This window comes from Nocardia sp. NBC_01009 (assembly GCF_045208035.1).
Lineage (GTDB): Bacteria > Actinomycetota > Actinomycetes > Mycobacteriales > Mycobacteriaceae > Nocardia.
In genome coordinates, this window is record NZ_CP108695.1 from 3,197,614 (window position 1) to 3,213,730 (window position 16,117).

Here is a 16,117-nt window from a genome sequence, read left to right on the forward strand (position 1 = left end):
TTGGTTGGGCGGGATGCTCGTCGCAGCGCTCTGGCGGGACTGGACGGGCGATTCCGGCCGCCCTGGGTAGGTGTTCAAGAACCGATCGATTCGCGGCGGTCCTGCCTATGCAGGTGCCCCGGCGCGCCCACCTCCGTTGCGGTCGTAATCGAGACAGCCGCCGGATATAGGCATCAGACTGTCTTTGGCGGGTGAACTGCGCTCGCGAACGTTCAAGGGCCACGGGAGGACTGGATATGACTGAGTCGCAATCCGAACTGACAGGCGCCGAACTGATCGTGATCCCGGCAACAGAGGTGGCGCCGGAGGATGTGGGCGCGTTGTCGGTTCGATACACCGATGGTGTGCCCGAATTGGTGCTCACCGGTGGGCGCGTCGTCCCGACGCTTCTCCCGGTCACCGATGGGCCGGCAACCTGCTTGCCACGTACACGGCTGGCGCTGCTGAACCGGCAACGCCGATCCCGATAGTCGCGGCCCGTAATGGCCTCTACACGGCCGACATGACGGTCATATTCGACGCTGTCCCACGACCGTAAGCCCGTAACGCGTCTCTTGGGTCGGACTGGCCGCTGCCGGTGTATCCGTTGTGTCCGGTCCGCGCGGACGAGCATGGGAACCGCCGCCCGCGCCTCGTGTCGAGAATCGTTCGGTTGTTGCACACCGACCCAACCAGCGAATCCCCTGCGCCGTCGTGCCAGACGCTGTCGATTAAACGTGTCGAACAGACAACCCGTCCGACAAGATGAGCCGACCGATTCTCGGACAGCCGCCTGGTCGAAGTGCGCGCTCATCGGCAATATGGTGTGTTGCTGAAGCCGAGATGAACTCTGCCCGTTGATCTTTCGCGAACCCACGCCTGGCAGCTCCGGACCGCGCGGGTCGCGGCATTATCGCTCACTCGCGCTGACTGAAGTCAGCACGGATCGTTCTCATCACGACACGTCGAGTCCCGGATTCAGGGCGATCTCCTCGAGCAGCGCTAACGGCAGAAGCTCGGCGGGGGCGTCGGCGAAGGAGATTTCGATCTGTGTCCCGGACGGGCGGGTGACGGTGACCGTACGGTCAGTTCGCGGCGTGGACGCCAGCGCCGCACTTCGCTCTTCGTGGGTCTCGACCACAGTCCCGTCCGGCAGCCGCCGCGTCGCGCCGCCGTAAGAGGAAGTATCGGGCTCCTGCGGGAGGGGTTGCTCGGTGCTGATCACGACGCTCAACCGCGATTGCCGGCCGGGCGTGGTTACTTGAACCGCCTGGCACACGCCGCCGCCCCTATGCCCTTGCAGCAGCGTCCCCAATGGCCGGTCCAGGGTCACACCGTCGAGCGGGATCTGGGCCAGCACCGCATCCCATCGACGTGCCTGGGCTTGATCGATCACCGCGCCGGATTTCGAGAAGGGCAGGCAGACCTCGGGCGGGCTCGATGTTCCGGGCGGAACCGGCGCGCTGATGCGTAGTTCGGGATCGGTCACGAGCGCGACGAGTTCATCGATGGCCAAGGGGACGGCTCGGGGACGGCCGCTGCCCTCAGCGGGTTGATCGGTGGCGTTCGCGTGGGCGACGGATCCGTCGGGCAGATAAGCGGTGGCGTCGCGCGTAAGGGTGCGAACCCCGTTGATCTCATACCAGGTGTCATCGGTATCGACGATCGTGCCATCGGGAAGGTGGCGCCGTTCGTCGAGTTCGCCGGCGACGCACGGTGGAATCGGCTTGGTGGCTTGGCGCACGGTCACCGACAGCGCGCCCGCTCGGTCACCGCGCAGCAGCGTGGCGTTCGCACTGGTCCAACCGCCGAATTCCTTGTTCTGCGTGGCATCGCCGAGGATCGGCTGGAACACCAGCGAGCGCGTTACCGGGGCGAAGGCGATCTCGACATCACCGGGCAGCCCATCCTGCAGCGCCTGCGTCATCGCGCCCGCCTTGGGACCGGAGAACCACGGATAGGACGGATTGTCGTATTCGTATGTGACGGAGTGAACCATCCCGAACGTTTGCCCTTCCCGCGGAGGTTCCACGACATCACAGCCTGGGATCTGCACCGGAAACGCGACCGGCGGAGTGACATAGGAGTTTTCGGCCCGATCTGTGGGCTCCGACGGCTCCGGCTCGTGCACCAGCCAGGCGAGAAGGTAGCCGGTCGCGACGATCGCGGCGCAGGTGAGACCCACCGTCCATCTGTTCACGGCCGGGGAGGGCTGGGCCGCGTCGTTGTCATCACCGTTTTCCATGTCCTGCATTGTGTCTGCCGGTACCGACATGCTGCACACTCGTCGGCGGACGCCATGCACGCACGCTCTTCGGCTACTTAAGACTGGCGATAGGACCGGTGCTCGGCCAAGCTCTGGTCCAGGTGCCCGGTGAGACGCTCCCCCAATGCGGCTGCCCACCATCGTGATCGGTGTGGCTCTCTCATGGCTTGCGTCTCACCGGGCGCCGTGCGGGGAGTGGCTCGAAAGGGGTTTGCCCGGGCTCGAAGTAGCGGTGCCCTCCCTAGCCTGAAAACACACGCTAGCCAGGGAGAACACCAGTGGCGGTCATCATCGGAATGGATCCACACAAACGCTCGGCCACCATCGAAATCATCGATGACATCGGGAAGGTTCTGGCCCTCGGCCGGTACGGCACCGACAAGACCGGCTATGCCGACATGCTGCGCGCCGGGCGTCGATTCACCGATCGAGTGTGGGCGATCGAAGGCTGCAACGGCATCGGCCGCCATATCGCACACCGGTTGGTCCACGACGGCGAAACGGTGCTGGATGTGCCGGCAAAACTGTCAGCGCAAGTACGCGTGTTCGCCACCGGCAACGGCCGCAAAACCGACCCAGTGGATGCGCACTCGGTAGCACTGGCAGCACTGCATTCACCGAATCTGCATCGTGTCGAGGCGGATTCGGAGCTGATCGTGCTGGGCATGCTCGCTGATCGCCGCGATGGTCTCGGCACGGCCCGCACCGAGACCGTCAACCGTCTGCACCGGATATTGCTGGACTTGTTCCCCGGCGGCGCCAAGAAATTCCTCTCCGCCATGCAGGCACGCAAGCTGATCGCGACGATCAAACCGCGCGATCCGGTCGGCAAGACCCGGCGTCGCCTCGCCGTCGAGCTGATCGGTGAGCTCGAAAGTATCGACCGCAAGATCAAAGCCGCCGACAAAGAACTCCAGCAGTTGGTCACCGACCGCGGCTCGACCCTCACCGACCTGCACGGCATCGGACCCTCCAGCGCCGCACGACTTCTCGCAGACACCGGTGACGTCCACCGTTTCCGCAACCGGGACCGATTCGCCTCCTGGAACGGCACCGCACCCTTGGACGCATCCTCAGGCGAGCAGCAACGACACCGCCTCTCCCGAGCCGGGAACCGACGAATCAACCGAGTCCTGCACATCATGGCCGTGGTTCAACTACGCAACCCCACCCCAGGACGCACCTATTTCGACACCAGGAAAGCAGCCGGGAAGACCTCGATGGAAGCCATGCGATCGCTCAAACGACAACTATCCAACGTCGTCTACACGCGCATACTCGCCGACCAGAAACGAAGCGAAACGGCAAGCCCGGGAGGGCAATCGGGAACGGCTCTGCAATCCAGCGCGACCGGCCTGACCCCGCACACCGGCCCTTCGAACAAGCCACATCCCGGACCTACCACCACCCAGCCTAACCACCGTCTCCCAGCCATGTCTTGACATAAAGGGGAGCCATGAGCGGACGTTCGTCCGGGAGTTTCGTACCGTCCTGCATATGGGTGTCGTCCGGGCATTGATCGCTGGCCGAGGGTGGTCAGCTCGCTGACAACGCCTCGCGCAGAACCGTGTCGAAGCCGATTGGCTCGCGGCCGATCAACTTCGCCAATGTCGGGTCGACCGTGGCGAATTCACCGGCTCGGCTGGCGGCGAAGATATCCACCATCATGTCCGCCTGCGCGGCGGGGATACCGTAGCCCGCCATCTGTTGACGGAATTCCTCGTCGGATACGGTGACGCGTTTGATGGTTCGGCCCGTGGCTTTGGCCGCGAGGGCGGCAACCTCGTCGAAGTCGATGGCCTGCGCAGCGGTCAATGGCGGTGTGGGACCGTCGAATCGGGCTTCCTCGGCAAGGATCGCCGCGGTCGCGTCGGCGAGGTCGGCATGCGCGGTCCAGCTCACCGCCCCATCCGTGGGTACCACAAGTCGTCCGGTCTCGGCGGCCTGCCCGAACAACCGCATTGCACTGGCGGCGTAGAACCCGTTGCGGAGCGAGGTGAACGGCACACCACAGGCCCGAAGCGCCTCCTCGTCGGCGGCGTGGTCGCGGCAGGGCTCGAACTGCGAGGTCGGGCCGGCACCCATATGGCTGGTGTACAGGATGCGGCGTGTGCCTGCCGCGACGGCGCCCTCGATGGCCGCCCTGTGCTGTCGGATGGCCTCCGTGCCGAGCTTGTCGACCGACACGATGAGCACCTGTCCAGCACCCTCGAAAGCGTGAGACAGGCTGTCTTGGTCGGTGAAGCTGCCCTGTCGCACCCGTACTCCACGCTCGGCCAGGCCTTGCGCCTTTCGCGGGTCGCGGACGCTCACACCCACCCGGTTGGCAGGCACCCGCGTCAGCAGGCTCTCGACAATCCGACTGCCCAGCTGCCCGGTGGCTCCGGTCACGATGATCATACTGTTCCCCATCCTGTTTCCATTGGAAACGACAATACGTTAACCATGATACTTCCACTGGAAACAGTCAAGCGTTATCTTTGATTCATGACATCGCCCATCCCGCGCAGGAATGGCACCACCGCCGACCCCGGCGACACGGCGTCGGGACGCGAACAGCACCGGCAGCGCGTCATCGAAGCCGCCGCCGACCTACTCGAGCATGCGGGTCGGGGCGCGGTAACCACTCGCGCGGTTGCCGACGCAGCAGGGCTGCAACCGCCGGCGATCTACCGGCTGTTCGGCGATAAGGACGGGCTGCTGGAAGCGGTCGCGGAGTACGGTTTCGCGAAGTTCGTCGCTGGCAAACACGTCGACCCCGACCCAGCCGACCCCATCGAGGACCTCCGGGCCGGGTGGGACCTCGCGGTCGAGTTCGGCCTGTCCAACCCGGCGCTCTACTCCCTCATGTACAGCGAGCCTGCTGGCACCGAATCGGCCGCATTCCAGGCTGGATTGCAGATCCTGCGCGGACGGGTCCGTCGCCTCGCCGCAGGCGGTTGGTTACGTGTCGATGAGCGGCTTGCGGCCGGGATCATCCACGCGACAGGCCGGGGCGCGGTCCTGACCTGGCTGTCCGTCCCGGAAGCCAACCGCGACCCAGCCCTGCTCACCGCCCTGCGAGAGGCCATGGTCACCGCGGTCACCAACGAACACCCGGCCCTCCAAGACACCGGCCCAGCCAGCGCGGCCCGCGCCCTGCGCGCCACCCTCCCCGAGGAAACAACACTCACCACCGCCGAACAACAGCTCCTGCGAGAGTGGCTCGACCGTCTCGCCGCTGACCACTGACCGTGCCACAGAGGCTGCCGACTACACAGGCCCTTGCGTGCAGGCGCCACATAATCGGCATTAGGGGATGTCCTGAGCCGCAGCGTGTTTCGTCCACTGGACGCGCGATAGGCGGCATGAGCGCGTGTTCGTCGGACTCAGTCGCGATACGGGAGGACTGCATGATCAGCGGGGCATGGCAGCGGAAAGTGCGACCCGGTCATCTACGTCGAGTCCGTTTACCGCCAGCGCCCCCACGCCCGCGGACGGCATCGTGGGCAGCATGCATCGAGTGGTTGATCTCAAGGTTCTCTACTTCGGTACGCCCGTGGTATTGATCGGCACGCGAAACCCGGACGGGACGCCGAATCTGGCGCCGATGTCCTCGGCGTGGTGGCTGGGCGATCAGTGCATGCTCGGGATGAATACGGCGTCACAGACGACGCAGAACCTGCTCCGCGAGCGCGAGTGCGTGCTGAATCTGCCGTCCTCGGACTTCGTGGCGGCGGTGGATCGGCTGGCGCTGCTGACCGGTTCGCCGGTGATGACGCCGCACAAGATCGAGAAGGGATATCGGTACGAGCCGGACAAGTTCGCCGCTGCCGGCCTCACCCCTCTCCCGGGAGATGTCGTCGCGGCACCCCGTGTGGCCGAGTGCCCGATTCAGCTGGAGTGTGAGCTGCTATCCGCCGAGCCGTTCGGCATCGATACTCATGCGACCGCGCACACCGTGCGGATTATGCGCGCTCATGTGGCCGACGATCTGGTCATTCCCGGCACTCAGTACGTCGACCCGGTGGGATGGGATCCATTGATCATGAAGTTCTGCGAGTTCTTCGGCGACAGTACACAGTTGCATCCGTCCCGGCTGGCCGGAGCGTGGCGGATGCCGCATCCGGAGACCAGGCCGCTGAGCTGACCCGTCGAACGGGAGTGCCGGAACAAATCCGGCACTCCCGTTCATGAAGGCCCGCACATCGGCAGATGCGGACGTTCTCGAAGGTCGACCGCCGGGCCGATGACTGTGCGCTGCTGTACGCCGGCAGCACGGGCGGCTCCGCTGCCGACGCGGTGGCCTGAAGTCATGGGGTTTGCTCGTGTCCGGTGAATGTGGTGGCCAGGCTTTGGGCGGTGCCGTCGAAGAGGTTTTCGAAGAATTCGGTGGTCTCGGTGGCGATCTCGGTGCTGCGGAGGAACATGGCCTGCTCGTAGTCGGTGAGGCCGGCCTCGACGTCGTCGGGGTGTGCGGCGAGGGCCTTGGCGAGTTCGGCGCCATCGAGCATGGCCAGGTTGGCGCCTTCGCCGTTCGGGGCGCAGAGGTGGGCCGCGTCGCCGATCAGGGTCACGCCCGGCACCCGATCCCACCGGTGCCCGATCGGCAGAGCGTAGTGGGGGCGCCAGACCGGTGCGGTGTCACCGTCGGTGATCAGTGCGGTGAGTTCCGGTGCCCAGCCGTCGAATTCCTGCGCGATCCGCGCGGTGGCCGCGGCGGCATCGGTGAAGTCGATGGCGGCGAACCAGTCCTGCGATCTGGCGAGCACCACGTAGGTGTGCAGGGTCGCGTCCTTTTCCCGGTGCGCGTGGATCTCGTTGCCCGGTGCGGGCGCGATCAGCGATCCGCCGCCGACCGCTTTCGCGGCGGCCGGGTGCCGGGTGTCGGCGTCGAACAGGTAGATCTCGACGAACGACTCGCCGGTGTAGTCGGGTGTGGCGGCGGACAGCAGTGGCCGCACCCGTGACCACGCGCCGTCCGCGCCGACCAGCAGGCTCGTGACGACGGTGCTGCCGTCGGAAAAGGCGAGCTCGTGGCGGCCCTCGCCCAGGGCACGAACACCGCTGAGCTTGCGGCCCCACTGGACGGTGCCGGCCGGGAGTGAGTCGAGCAGGATCTGTCGCAGCTCGGCGCGTTGCACCTCGGGGCGTCCACCCGTGCCGTCGTCGGCCTTGTCGAGCAGGATGGTGCCGTCCCGGTCGAGGACCCGCATTGCCTGGCGGCCCTCCAGGATGAGGCCGCGGAACTCGTCCATCAGGCTGGCCGCTTCGAGAGCGAGTTGCCCGTTGTAGTCGTGGATGTCGAGCATCCCGCCCTGCGCGCGTGCCGTCGGTGAGGACTCTGCCTCGTAGACCGTGGCCGCGATGCCGTGAACGTGCAGGACCCGGGCGAGGGTGAGGCCGCCGAGTCCGGCGCCGATGATCGTTACTGGAGTGGTCATGGTGACCAGGGTGCTGGCCGGCGATTGCACCGCCCTTGCGCCCGGCTTGCATCGTCATGCGCCCGACTCGCATACGGAATCCGCTGCGGCTCAGGACATCTGCCCGGTCTAGAGAGATCGCGACGACTGTCCAGCCGGTAGTAGGACGTTCGCGAGATCGAGTACAGCCATCGGCTGTACTCGCCCGAACATCCCGCAGCGGCATGGCCGGACTTGGATTTCGGGTCACGATGTCGTCGATTCTGCGAGCCGACGCAGCCGGCGGCTCGAACCTGTATCGATTGACCAGAACGTTCCGTTTCGCGTAGTCGCGAGTAGTGCTGACACTACCTGCCATTGGGGCGGTAGCAGGCTGCTCGCTGCAGGTCGCTTTCCGTAGCTTGATGCCGTGAGGTTGAAACTTGCGTTGCTAGTGGTGGCGATTTCGACAGCGACGTCCTGCGGCGTGGACAATTCGGCCGATACGAGGGAAGCGGGTCGGGAGCAGGTCACCGCTGCCTTGAATGATGCTGTGCGTCTGGGGTATCCGGGTGCGCAGGCCGTGATCGGCGATAAAGGTCACACCTGGACGGTCACCGCGGGCGTCGGTGACCTGGCAGTGGGCGAGCCGTTCCCCGACGATGCCCGGGTACGGATAGGCAGCATCACCAAGACATTCGTGGCGACGGTAATGCTGCAGCTAGTGGCCGAGGGCAAGGTCGAATTGGATGCGTCGGTGGAACGATATCTGCCCGGAGCGGTGCGCGGGCCGGGTATCGACGGGAATCGGATCACGATCCGAAATCTGTTGCAGCACACCAGCGGACTACCCGAATACGCGGCGGAGTTCGGGGCGACCCCCAAGCCTGGACAACTCGAGATCCGCACCGAGCAGGTGCGGTGGGGAAAAACGGATATGGCCGAAGCGGTGCGCAATACGCTGACCGCGCCCGCCGATTTCGAACCCGGAGCACAGTGGGCATATTCCAACACCAACTACGCCCTGGCGGGGATGGTGATCGAAAAGATCACCGGAGGCTCGGTCGGCGCGGAGATCACCCACCGCATCATCGAGCCGCTCGGCTTGCGTGGCACCTACTATCCGGATCCTGACGAAACCGATATCCGCGGTCCGCATCCCGTCGGCTACAGCGAGGTCGGCGGCAAACGGGTCGACTACACAAGCCAGAATGTGTCGTCGGCTGGTGCAGCGGGAGCGATGGTCGGCACCGGCGCGGACCTCAACCGGTTCTTCACCGCACTGCTGGCCGGAAAACTGCTTCCGCCAGTGCAATTGGCAGAAATGAAGAATGTCAGGTCCACCGGAGAGAGCAGCAAAATGGCATACGGTCTCGGGTTGATACGGATCTGGATGCCTTGCGAAAGAGAATTCTGGGGGCACGCCGGTGGCATACCGGGGTCGCTGACCTATGCCGGCGCGGTTCCGGCTACAGGGCGGACAGTGACCATCGCGCTCAACCAAGACTTCACCGATGAAGAGCGTTCGCCCGCTGGAAGTCGTGCGCTCAGTGCCGCGGTCTGCCCGGCGCCCTGAAGTCCACACGAGCACGTCGACACCCCGGTCGCCGGATTACCAGCCGTGTGAGCCGGGTCGGAACGCTCATCGGCTAGTTAGAGACTGATGTCAGGACCCGATCCCGGCCGGTCGCGGTTCAGCGTTCTGTGGTGGATGCAGCGACATGTTGTGAACCTGCAGGTGAGAGGGATCCCCGCCCGGACCGGTACCGGAGACCATAACGAATCCCCGCTGCTGCACGGCAGGGCAGAGACCGCACACGACGACATCGGGTCTCGAGTGTCGCGCCGTCGCGCGGCGCGCCACCTCGCCTGGTAGCGCCGGATCAGCGTCATACCAGCGGGCCCCCGAGCGCGTCGTCGGCTCGGGTCGCGCCGCGCCGGGATCGAAGGTCCGCCGGCTGCGCCGCACACCGACACACGGCGCCGTCGGATAAACCAACCGAATTCGATCACCGAATTTGATCTTCGAATCCGCGTCCGAGGTGAAGATCAAATGCGAGATCGGCTCCGCCGCACGCCGATACGGCGCCGTCGAATAAATCGAACCGAATTTGATCTTCGATATCGCATCCGGAGTGAAGATCAAATTGCGTTACCTCGACACAATAGAGTGTTAGCCCATTATTAACGGTGATTCATCTCACAATAATATAAGTGGATTTACAGATCTCTATTTCATAACGTTGCTGGTGCCGCCCGTTATGGCGTCGTTATCCATCCGTGGAAGGAAGCTCCGTACATGTTCTCTCGTAAGATCCTCGCCGCCGCCGGCACCCTGTCCGCCGCCGCCCTGTTCTTCGGCCCGGTCGCGGTGGCCTCCGCCGCCACCTCCGCTGACTCCGCCGCCACCGGCTCCGCGGGCCTGGCCTCGGGTTCGGCCTCGGGTTCGGCCGGCTCCTCCACCGGTTCGGCCGGCTCGTCCTCCGGTTCGGCCATGCTCGACTCCGGCAGCTCGGCCCTCGACGGCGGCACCTCCGCCATCGTCAACATCATCGATGCGATCACCGGCGTCAGGGACCTGAGCCAGCCCAAGCCCGCCGCCTGATTCGGTCTCGGTAGAGCACCGCTTCGTCCGTCGGGGCCGGATTTCTTTGTGCCGCTACGCTACGCATCAGCGAGCGCGCGCTATTGCAGTGAATTTGCCAGAACCGCACCGGTCATTCCCGGTGTCGGACGCCTCGGGGCGCTAGCGCATTTCGATGTGCCTGCCCCGGGTGGGTGAACGGTTCGCCTCGCCGAGTCACCGGCCAGCCCACAAGCATTCAACGCCGAATGCCATCCGCGCCAACGCCGCCGCGGTCGGGAGTACGTCGCGAAACTGGTCGGTGCCGGTAGCGGTTACCACGGTCGGCAGATGGTGATCGGCCGTCCATAGCCCATCACCGCACGCCGACTTCGTACCCCTTCTGGACCCGCATCGGCGAAACACCGGCGTATGCACGGGTAACGCCGTAGCTGAAGGTGCGTTCGACTCAGGTAAAGGTCGTGTGGTGCAACCCGTACGCGCCAGCATCCACCGCACATCCTGAGCTGACCTTCCGGAGATCGCCGAGATCGAGATCCTCGCCTAGCGGCGAGCCGTTATCAGCCAGGCGCGCGAGTCGAACCACACGCCGCCGGTTGTGCTGTGCGCGGCCATCACCAGGCGCAGTCGTTCGAGCGCCCGTTCGGTCTCGTCGGCATCGAGCTGCACGAGCAGATCGCTGGCCATGCGCAACACGAGCACCGCGTCAACAGCGGCATCGGGGTCCACGCCGTAATAGACGGGCTCGCACACGTCGGTGAAGCGTACGTCGGTAAACCCGGCCGTGGTGAGAATGCCGTTCACTGTGGCCGGATCGGCCAGGGAGAACGGGCCGTCACCCGCAATGGGGACCGGCGGGTCACCACCCACGAGTGCGCGGTGTATCGCGGTTACCCACTCTTGTCGACTACTGTCCTGCCAGACCAGTTGCACCAGCCGCGCCCCGGGCAGTAGCGCGCGCCCTATGTTGGTCAATGCCTCGACCGGATCGGCGAAGAACATCGTGCCGAACCGACTGACCCCGAGAGTGAAATGCGCCGGTGGGAACGGATGGACCTGTGCATCCGCCTGCTCGAATCGCACATTGTGGAGTCCCTCGGCTGCACCGAGCCGGCGAGCACGCGCCACCATTACCGAGGACGCGTCAACGCCGAGTGCACTGCCCCGGATCGCGAGCCTGGCGGCGTCACGGGTGGTCTGCCCGGCGCCGCAACCGATGTCGAGGACGTTGTCGTCGGGTGCCACGTCCATGGCGTCGCCCAGCCGCTGATGATAGTGGCGTAGCTCAGCGTCGTAGTCGAACACTCTGTTCGAGTCCGGTCCTACGCGATTCCCACGGTCAACCATGGAGCCATCTTGGCAGCCACACCGCGCCGAGGAGCGGCAGCGCCCGGGCCCCGATCCTGTCACCGACATGTGCGCGTGTTGAGTTGTTATGTGCCCGAGGCCATGTAGGCGCGCTCCGCGACTATCCCAGCAGTATCAATGCGCGGACTAGGTTCCGAGATCGAAGCGGATACCGGCACGCAGCATTGTTGTGGCAGACAGTCCGATCATGTCGCGGAAGGTTTCGCTGAAGTGGGACGGGGTGGCGAAGCCTGCGTCGATTGCGGATCGGGTGAGGTCGTGTCCGGCCACAGCCTTAGAGACCGTGTGGGTCATGCGGTTCCACCGCTGATACCCGCGGAATGTGGTGCCATACGGCTGGGTGAATCGCCGCAGGAAATGGGTGGTGGACAGGCCCAGGTTCGCGGCTATCCGGTCGGCGCGGAAGGTTCGGGACGGGTCAGTGCGAATAGTGGCGGCGACCTGCTCGATTCGCGGATCGGCGGGCGGTGCGGTGCCGGCGATGGCACGGGCGTAGATGTGGTCGGGGTCTACTCGCTCGGCTCGGCACAGCTCGGCCAACTCACGTTCCCGGCGATGGTTGAGTCCGAAAGATCCTGCAGCAGAGGTCATCTCGTCAACAATTGTGGTGGCCGGTGCGCCCGCGGGCTCGACGAACAGCGCCGGGATCCATCCCTCGGTGGCGACTATGCGCTACGTCGTGCGGGCGGGAGCGAAAGAACTGCCGGTGAGTATCCGCCCATGCGCGCCGGTATGCAGCACAAGTGGCGCGTCCAACCCGACGCTGAGCATCGCGACCGAGGGAGAATGCGGGTCGACGCCGAGATCCGGCCCGACGTATCCGATGTGACCAGGCCGCATCCACGCCACCGGTGTCCGCGCGGGGCCGCGGACCTCAGAAAGCGCGTCAGTCGTCACGCCTGCCAGGTTAGCGCTACGCCGCCTGCAAAACAGCGGCCGACGGATGGCATCACAAAGAGCCCGGAGGGCGCATCACTCGAAGCGAAGTTCGACTGGGGAGCCCGGATTATGGTCCACCGACATGGTGATCGCCAGCGCGACCTCTGTGACCGCAGGGTTTTACCGCAGTCGCCGGATCGATGCGGCAGGAAAGGAAGCAGCTGACCGGATTGCTCGCTGATCGGCTACTTAACCCTGCTGCCAGGACCTGATCCCGGCCATGTGCGTGCGTTGGGTCGACCGCGCACCCAGCGGCATGTGCCGACGTTGGTCTCTCCGGGTAGTGGTGGACGGTGTTTCGCTGAGTCGATCGCATCCGGCAGCGGTCGCAGGGCAGAGCAGAATGTGCACGGTGAGTCTGGACATGGATATCCTGCGGTGGCTTTCTCAACATCGGACACCGGCTTTGACAACGGTGGCGCGTTTGGCAATGGATGCTGGGATGAGCAACACGGTCATAGCTGCGGCCGGTGTGGTGGGCCTGGTTGTTGTGGTCACGAAACACTGGTGGTGGCAAGGGATTACGATCGCTGTGTCGGTAGTGGCGGCGCAGTCGGCAGCCAGGACTGTGAAGCATATGATTCAGCGGGAGCGCCCACCGGTAGATCTGTCGGTAGTTCAGGTCGGTGCGTTCTCGATGCCGTCGACTGTGGCCGCGATGACGGCGGCTGTCGCGGTCACTGCCTATCTGGCGCTGCCCTGGCCGACGGAGCGCCGGCGTTGGATCGTGGGCGTTATTGCCATGCTTGTCGTATCGATCGGTATCGCGATGGTCTACCTGGGGGCGCACTGGCCGACCGATGTGCTGGCCGGATGGGGTGTGGGGGTCGGAGTCGGCGGGGTTGTCATGAGCCTGGCACGAGTCACCGTCCGGCGGCCGATTCGGCGATCGTCTTCCTGATTCGGGACAAACTCGAGAGGGCAGCTCGGCATGCGCCCTGCGATCGACTGCGATGTAGTCGGCAGTTGCGGACGTTCGAGAACGCGCGCCACGCGGCATGACAGGACGTTCGGTGAGTAGGCGCCGGGTAGGCGTCACAGACGAAGATGACTGAGGCTCAAGGGAGTCCGCACACGCATACAGACTTCCTCTTCGGACTCGGCCCGACTTGAACAGGCAGCTTCCCTCTCCGAACTGCGGGCGCATTCATCCGGAGCCAGTGCGCCTTAGGCGAGGACAGCAGACACTCTAGGTCCCGAATCGGATGGCTCGCAACGAGATAATGCCCTGCCAACTACCGCCCCGTTACTCGCTGGCCGGCTCAATCAGCGCGGTATACGGCAATTGCCTGCCCTCCTGTCCGGCGCCTTGGGTCCCGGTGCCCGTGGGATGCTCGACGGGCTGAGTTCACTGCGGTTCTCGGCGCGCGCGGCGCCGTCGTTGCAGGCCGGGGTGTATTCCGGCGGGGAGGTTGGCGTGCGCGGCGATGCGCTGAAGCAGCGGAACGAACAGAGTTCGCTCGGTCTCGTCGAGTGGTGCGAGGATTTCCGATTCCAGTGCATCGGCCTCGGATTGGACCGTCTCGAGCACCTCGCGCGCGTGATCGGTGAGGTGGACCGCGTGTGCGCGACGGTCGATCGGGTGCGGACGCCGGTCCACCAGTGCGCGCTCCTGTAGCTCGTCGACCAGTCCGACCATCGCGTTGCGGTGCACCCGCAGCAGATCCGCGAGTTCTTGCTGGCTGCGGCCATCCGTGGCTGCCAGGTGGCCCAGGACCGCGAAGTGGGCCGGATCCAGATCCAATCGCGCCAGCTGCTCGGTGAACCGGTACGCCACGTGATGACCGATCTGCGACAACAGGAATACCCCGCGTGAGTCCAGCGGCCGGTTTGTCATGACCCGATACTAGCAACTCAACGTGATTGCCATGTAACTATATTGACATCTAACAAGATTGTATCTTACGGTGACAATGTGACGATTCCAACCAACCCCGCGGTTCCCACTACCCCGGCCGTCCCTGACACCGACGCCCCGGTAACAGTGATCAACACGATGTCGGTACCCGCGGCACAGCGGGACCTGTTCCTGCAGCGCTGGCGCGATAGTGCCCAGTACATGGCGGCCGCGTCCGGTTTCCGCCGAACCCGGATGTTCCAGGCGGCCGGTGAGGCGGCCGAGGTGGTGTTCGTCAACGTCGGGGACTGGGACAGCGGCACCGCCCTGCGCAACGCCCTCGGCACTCCGGAATGGCGTGAGTTGACTCTGCGGATCCAGGACGGCCTCGACCTCACCGCACGACCGATGATCTACCACCTCACCCTCGAATTAGCACCCGGCGACATGCTGTCCCAGTGACCGCCGATCGGTAACTCGACGATTCAACGCCCGGCCGACTCGCACGAGAGCGCAGCCAGCCGGGCATTACCCCACGGCAGGGCCGGATGCCTTGTCGGACAACAGTTCACCGTCTCAACGTCACAGGAGAACAGCCATGTCGCGCAAGACCCTCAACACCGTCCTGGCCGCCGCCGTCGTTCTGTTCACCTTCTATCTCGGGATCTCGTTCGTCCTGACCCCCGAGACCGTTGCCCAGGGCTTCGGCCTGCCGAACTGGCCCGCCGGCGACGGCGACGGCTTCCTCATCGTGAAAGGCTGCCGCGAACTCGCGATGGGCCTGGGCACGGGCATTCTGCTGGTGACGGGCCAGCGCCGCGCCCTGGGCTGGGTCCTGCTGATGACGGCCGTCGCCCCGTTCGGCGACATGGTCACCGTCCTGGCCCACCACGGCTCCATGGCCACCGCGTTCGGCGTCCACGGCCTGACCTCGGCGCTGATCGCGGTCACGGGCCTGCTGATCCTTCGCGAAACCAGCAAGGCGCCCAAGGCCCAGCAGGCCGCCGCCCCAGCGCCCGCCGCGCAGCCCGCCTGACCTCTGCACGCCCCCGAAAGACCGCACGATATTTCACGAACGAGGACTCGATGAAACAGCTCTACTGGGCCGAAACAGCTCTACTGGGCCGCCGTCGGCTACACCGCGCTGGGACTGCCGTCGGGCCTGTTCTACCGCGAACTCACCAAAGCCCACCAGTTCACCGGCAAGACCGAACTCGCCGTGGTCCACACCCACCTGCTGGCGTTGGGAACACTGTTCTTCCTCATCGTCCTGGTGCTCGAACACCAACTCGCCCTGTCGAACACCCGCGCCTATCGCTGGTTCTTCGCCGTCTACAACGCCGGTGTCCTCTGGATGGTGGCGTGCATGACCATCATCGGTGCCCGGACCGTCCTCGGGTACGGCGAATACAGGCCGCTGTCGCACTTAGCCGGCGGCGGTCACATCCTGCTGACGATCGGATTCGTGCTGTTCTTCCTCACCGTGCACCAGGCCATCACAGCTCGCCGAGAAGAGGTGGTCCCCTCCTGACCTCCGGCAGTGCAGTTCGTCCGATACCGCACGCACACTGCGCTTTTCGTCATTGCCCCTGAGGGAAGGAGCTCAACATGTCCATGTTGCACATCGGTCGATCCGAACCGTTCCTGGTCAGCGCCCACGAGGCCGGGGTCGTCCCACGGCAGGCGATCGGTTCCGAGCCCCCCATATCGCGGACCTCCGCGACGGTCGCCGGCCGTAGCCGCCGATTCTGATCGACCGGCGG

The 16,117-nt window shown here is 65.1% G+C and carries 18 protein-coding genes; 11 read left to right on the forward strand and 7 right to left on the reverse strand.

The features are described from left to right. Positions 1 to 236 precede the first annotated feature (236 nt). Positions 237 to 470, forward strand: coding sequence for a hypothetical protein (locus tag OHA42_RS14175; protein ID WP_406237406.1), 234 nt, complete (start codon positions 237 to 239; stop codon positions 468 to 470). A 464-nt stretch (positions 471 to 934) separates the two neighbouring features. Here the strand turns inward: OHA42_RS14175 and OHA42_RS14180 are convergent, their stop codons facing one another. Continuing rightward, positions 935 to 2,224: a hypothetical protein gene (locus OHA42_RS14180; protein ID WP_406237407.1), complete on the reverse strand. Its 1,290-nt coding sequence runs from the start codon at positions 2,222 to 2,224 to the stop codon at positions 935 to 937. A 299-nt stretch (positions 2,225 to 2,523) separates the two neighbouring features. On the opposite strand from OHA42_RS14180, the gene OHA42_RS14185 reads away from it, so the two are divergent. After that, a complete protein-coding gene (locus OHA42_RS14185) occupies positions 2,524 to 3,687 on the forward strand; it encodes an IS110 family transposase (protein ID WP_406229495.1) in 1,164 nt (387 codons plus the stop codon). A gap of 94 nt (positions 3,688 to 3,781) precedes the next feature. Here the strand turns inward: OHA42_RS14185 and OHA42_RS14190 are convergent, their stop codons facing one another. After that, positions 3,782 to 4,657 carry an SDR family oxidoreductase gene (locus OHA42_RS14190; protein ID WP_406237409.1) on the reverse strand — a complete coding sequence of 292 codons (876 nt, stop codon included), beginning with the start codon at positions 4,655 to 4,657 and terminating at the stop codon, positions 3,782 to 3,784. Positions 4,658 to 4,732: 75 nt separating this feature from the next. Here OHA42_RS14190 and OHA42_RS14195 point away from each other — a divergent pair, with 75 nt between their 5' ends. Both OHA42_RS14195 and OHA42_RS14200 read left to right on the forward strand, forming a co-directional pair. Then, positions 4,733 to 5,476: a TetR/AcrR family transcriptional regulator gene (locus tag OHA42_RS14195; protein WP_406237411.1), complete on the forward strand. Its 744-nt coding sequence runs from the start codon at positions 4,733 to 4,735 to the stop codon at positions 5,474 to 5,476. A gap of 262 nt (positions 5,477 to 5,738) precedes the next feature. Further along, positions 5,739 to 6,374, forward strand: a complete 636-nt coding sequence (locus OHA42_RS14200) for a flavin reductase family protein (protein WP_406237413.1) — start codon at positions 5,739 to 5,741, stop codon at positions 6,372 to 6,374. A 163-nt stretch (positions 6,375 to 6,537) separates the two neighbouring features. Here the strand turns inward: OHA42_RS14200 and OHA42_RS14205 are convergent, their stop codons facing one another. Beyond that, on the reverse strand, positions 6,538 to 7,668 hold the full coding sequence (locus OHA42_RS14205) for an FAD-dependent oxidoreductase (RefSeq protein ID WP_406237415.1): 1,131 nt from the start codon (positions 7,666 to 7,668) through the stop codon (positions 6,538 to 6,540). Between the two features lie 388 nt (positions 7,669 to 8,056). Here OHA42_RS14205 and OHA42_RS14210 point away from each other — a divergent pair, with 388 nt between their 5' ends. Next, positions 8,057 to 9,202: a serine hydrolase domain-containing protein gene (locus OHA42_RS14210; RefSeq protein ID WP_406237417.1), complete on the forward strand. Its 1,146-nt coding sequence runs from the start codon at positions 8,057 to 8,059 to the stop codon at positions 9,200 to 9,202. Positions 9,203 to 9,925: 723 nt separating this feature from the next. Beyond that, positions 9,926 to 10,231 (forward strand): hypothetical protein, encoded by a 306-nt coding sequence (locus tag OHA42_RS14215; RefSeq protein ID WP_406237418.1) that lies wholly within the window; start codon positions 9,926 to 9,928, stop codon positions 10,229 to 10,231. 522 nt (positions 10,232 to 10,753) lie between these two features. Here the strand turns inward: OHA42_RS14215 and OHA42_RS14220 are convergent. From OHA42_RS14220 to OHA42_RS14230, 3 genes are all read right to left on the reverse strand, one after another. Then, entirely contained in the window at positions 10,754 to 11,557 is an 804-nt protein-coding gene (locus OHA42_RS14220; RefSeq protein WP_406237420.1) for a class I SAM-dependent methyltransferase, read from the reverse strand. A gap of 147 nt (positions 11,558 to 11,704) precedes the next feature. Beyond that, positions 11,705 to 12,169, reverse strand: coding sequence for a helix-turn-helix domain-containing protein (locus tag OHA42_RS14225; protein WP_406237422.1), 465 nt, complete (start codon positions 12,167 to 12,169; stop codon positions 11,705 to 11,707). Between the two features lie 81 nt (positions 12,170 to 12,250). Beyond that, positions 12,251 to 12,475, reverse strand: a complete 225-nt coding sequence (locus OHA42_RS14230; RefSeq protein WP_406237424.1) for a hypothetical protein — start codon at positions 12,473 to 12,475, stop codon at positions 12,251 to 12,253. A 619-nt stretch (positions 12,476 to 13,094) separates the two neighbouring features. On the opposite strand from OHA42_RS14230, the gene OHA42_RS14235 reads away from it, so the two are divergent. After that, entirely contained in the window at positions 13,095 to 13,418 is a 324-nt protein-coding gene (locus OHA42_RS14235) for a phosphatase PAP2 family protein (protein WP_406237426.1), read from the forward strand. A 447-nt stretch (positions 13,419 to 13,865) separates the two neighbouring features. Here the strand turns inward: OHA42_RS14235 and OHA42_RS14240 are convergent, their stop codons facing one another. Further along, positions 13,866 to 14,354 (reverse strand): MarR family winged helix-turn-helix transcriptional regulator, encoded by a 489-nt coding sequence (locus OHA42_RS14240; RefSeq protein ID WP_406237428.1) that lies wholly within the window; start codon positions 14,352 to 14,354, stop codon positions 13,866 to 13,868. 78 nt (positions 14,355 to 14,432) lie between these two features. Here OHA42_RS14240 and OHA42_RS14245 point away from each other — a divergent pair, with 78 nt between their 5' ends. The 4 genes from OHA42_RS14245 (at position 14,433) to OHA42_RS14260 (ending at position 16,106) form a co-directional block, all read left to right on the forward strand. Beyond that, on the forward strand, positions 14,433 to 14,816 hold the full coding sequence (locus tag OHA42_RS14245; RefSeq protein ID WP_406237430.1) for an antibiotic biosynthesis monooxygenase family protein: 384 nt from the start codon (positions 14,433 to 14,435) through the stop codon (positions 14,814 to 14,816). 136 nt (positions 14,817 to 14,952) lie between these two features. Next, entirely contained in the window at positions 14,953 to 15,390 is a 438-nt protein-coding gene (locus OHA42_RS14250) for a DUF4267 domain-containing protein (RefSeq protein ID WP_406237432.1), read from the forward strand. A gap of 126 nt (positions 15,391 to 15,516) precedes the next feature. After that, on the forward strand, positions 15,517 to 15,885 hold the full coding sequence (locus OHA42_RS14255; RefSeq protein WP_406239353.1) for a DUF2871 domain-containing protein: 369 nt from the start codon (positions 15,517 to 15,519) through the stop codon (positions 15,883 to 15,885). 77 nt (positions 15,886 to 15,962) lie between these two features. After that, positions 15,963 to 16,106, forward strand: a complete 144-nt coding sequence (locus tag OHA42_RS14260) for a hypothetical protein (RefSeq protein ID WP_406237434.1) — start codon at positions 15,963 to 15,965, stop codon at positions 16,104 to 16,106. The last annotated feature ends 11 nt before the right edge of the window (positions 16,107 to 16,117 follow it).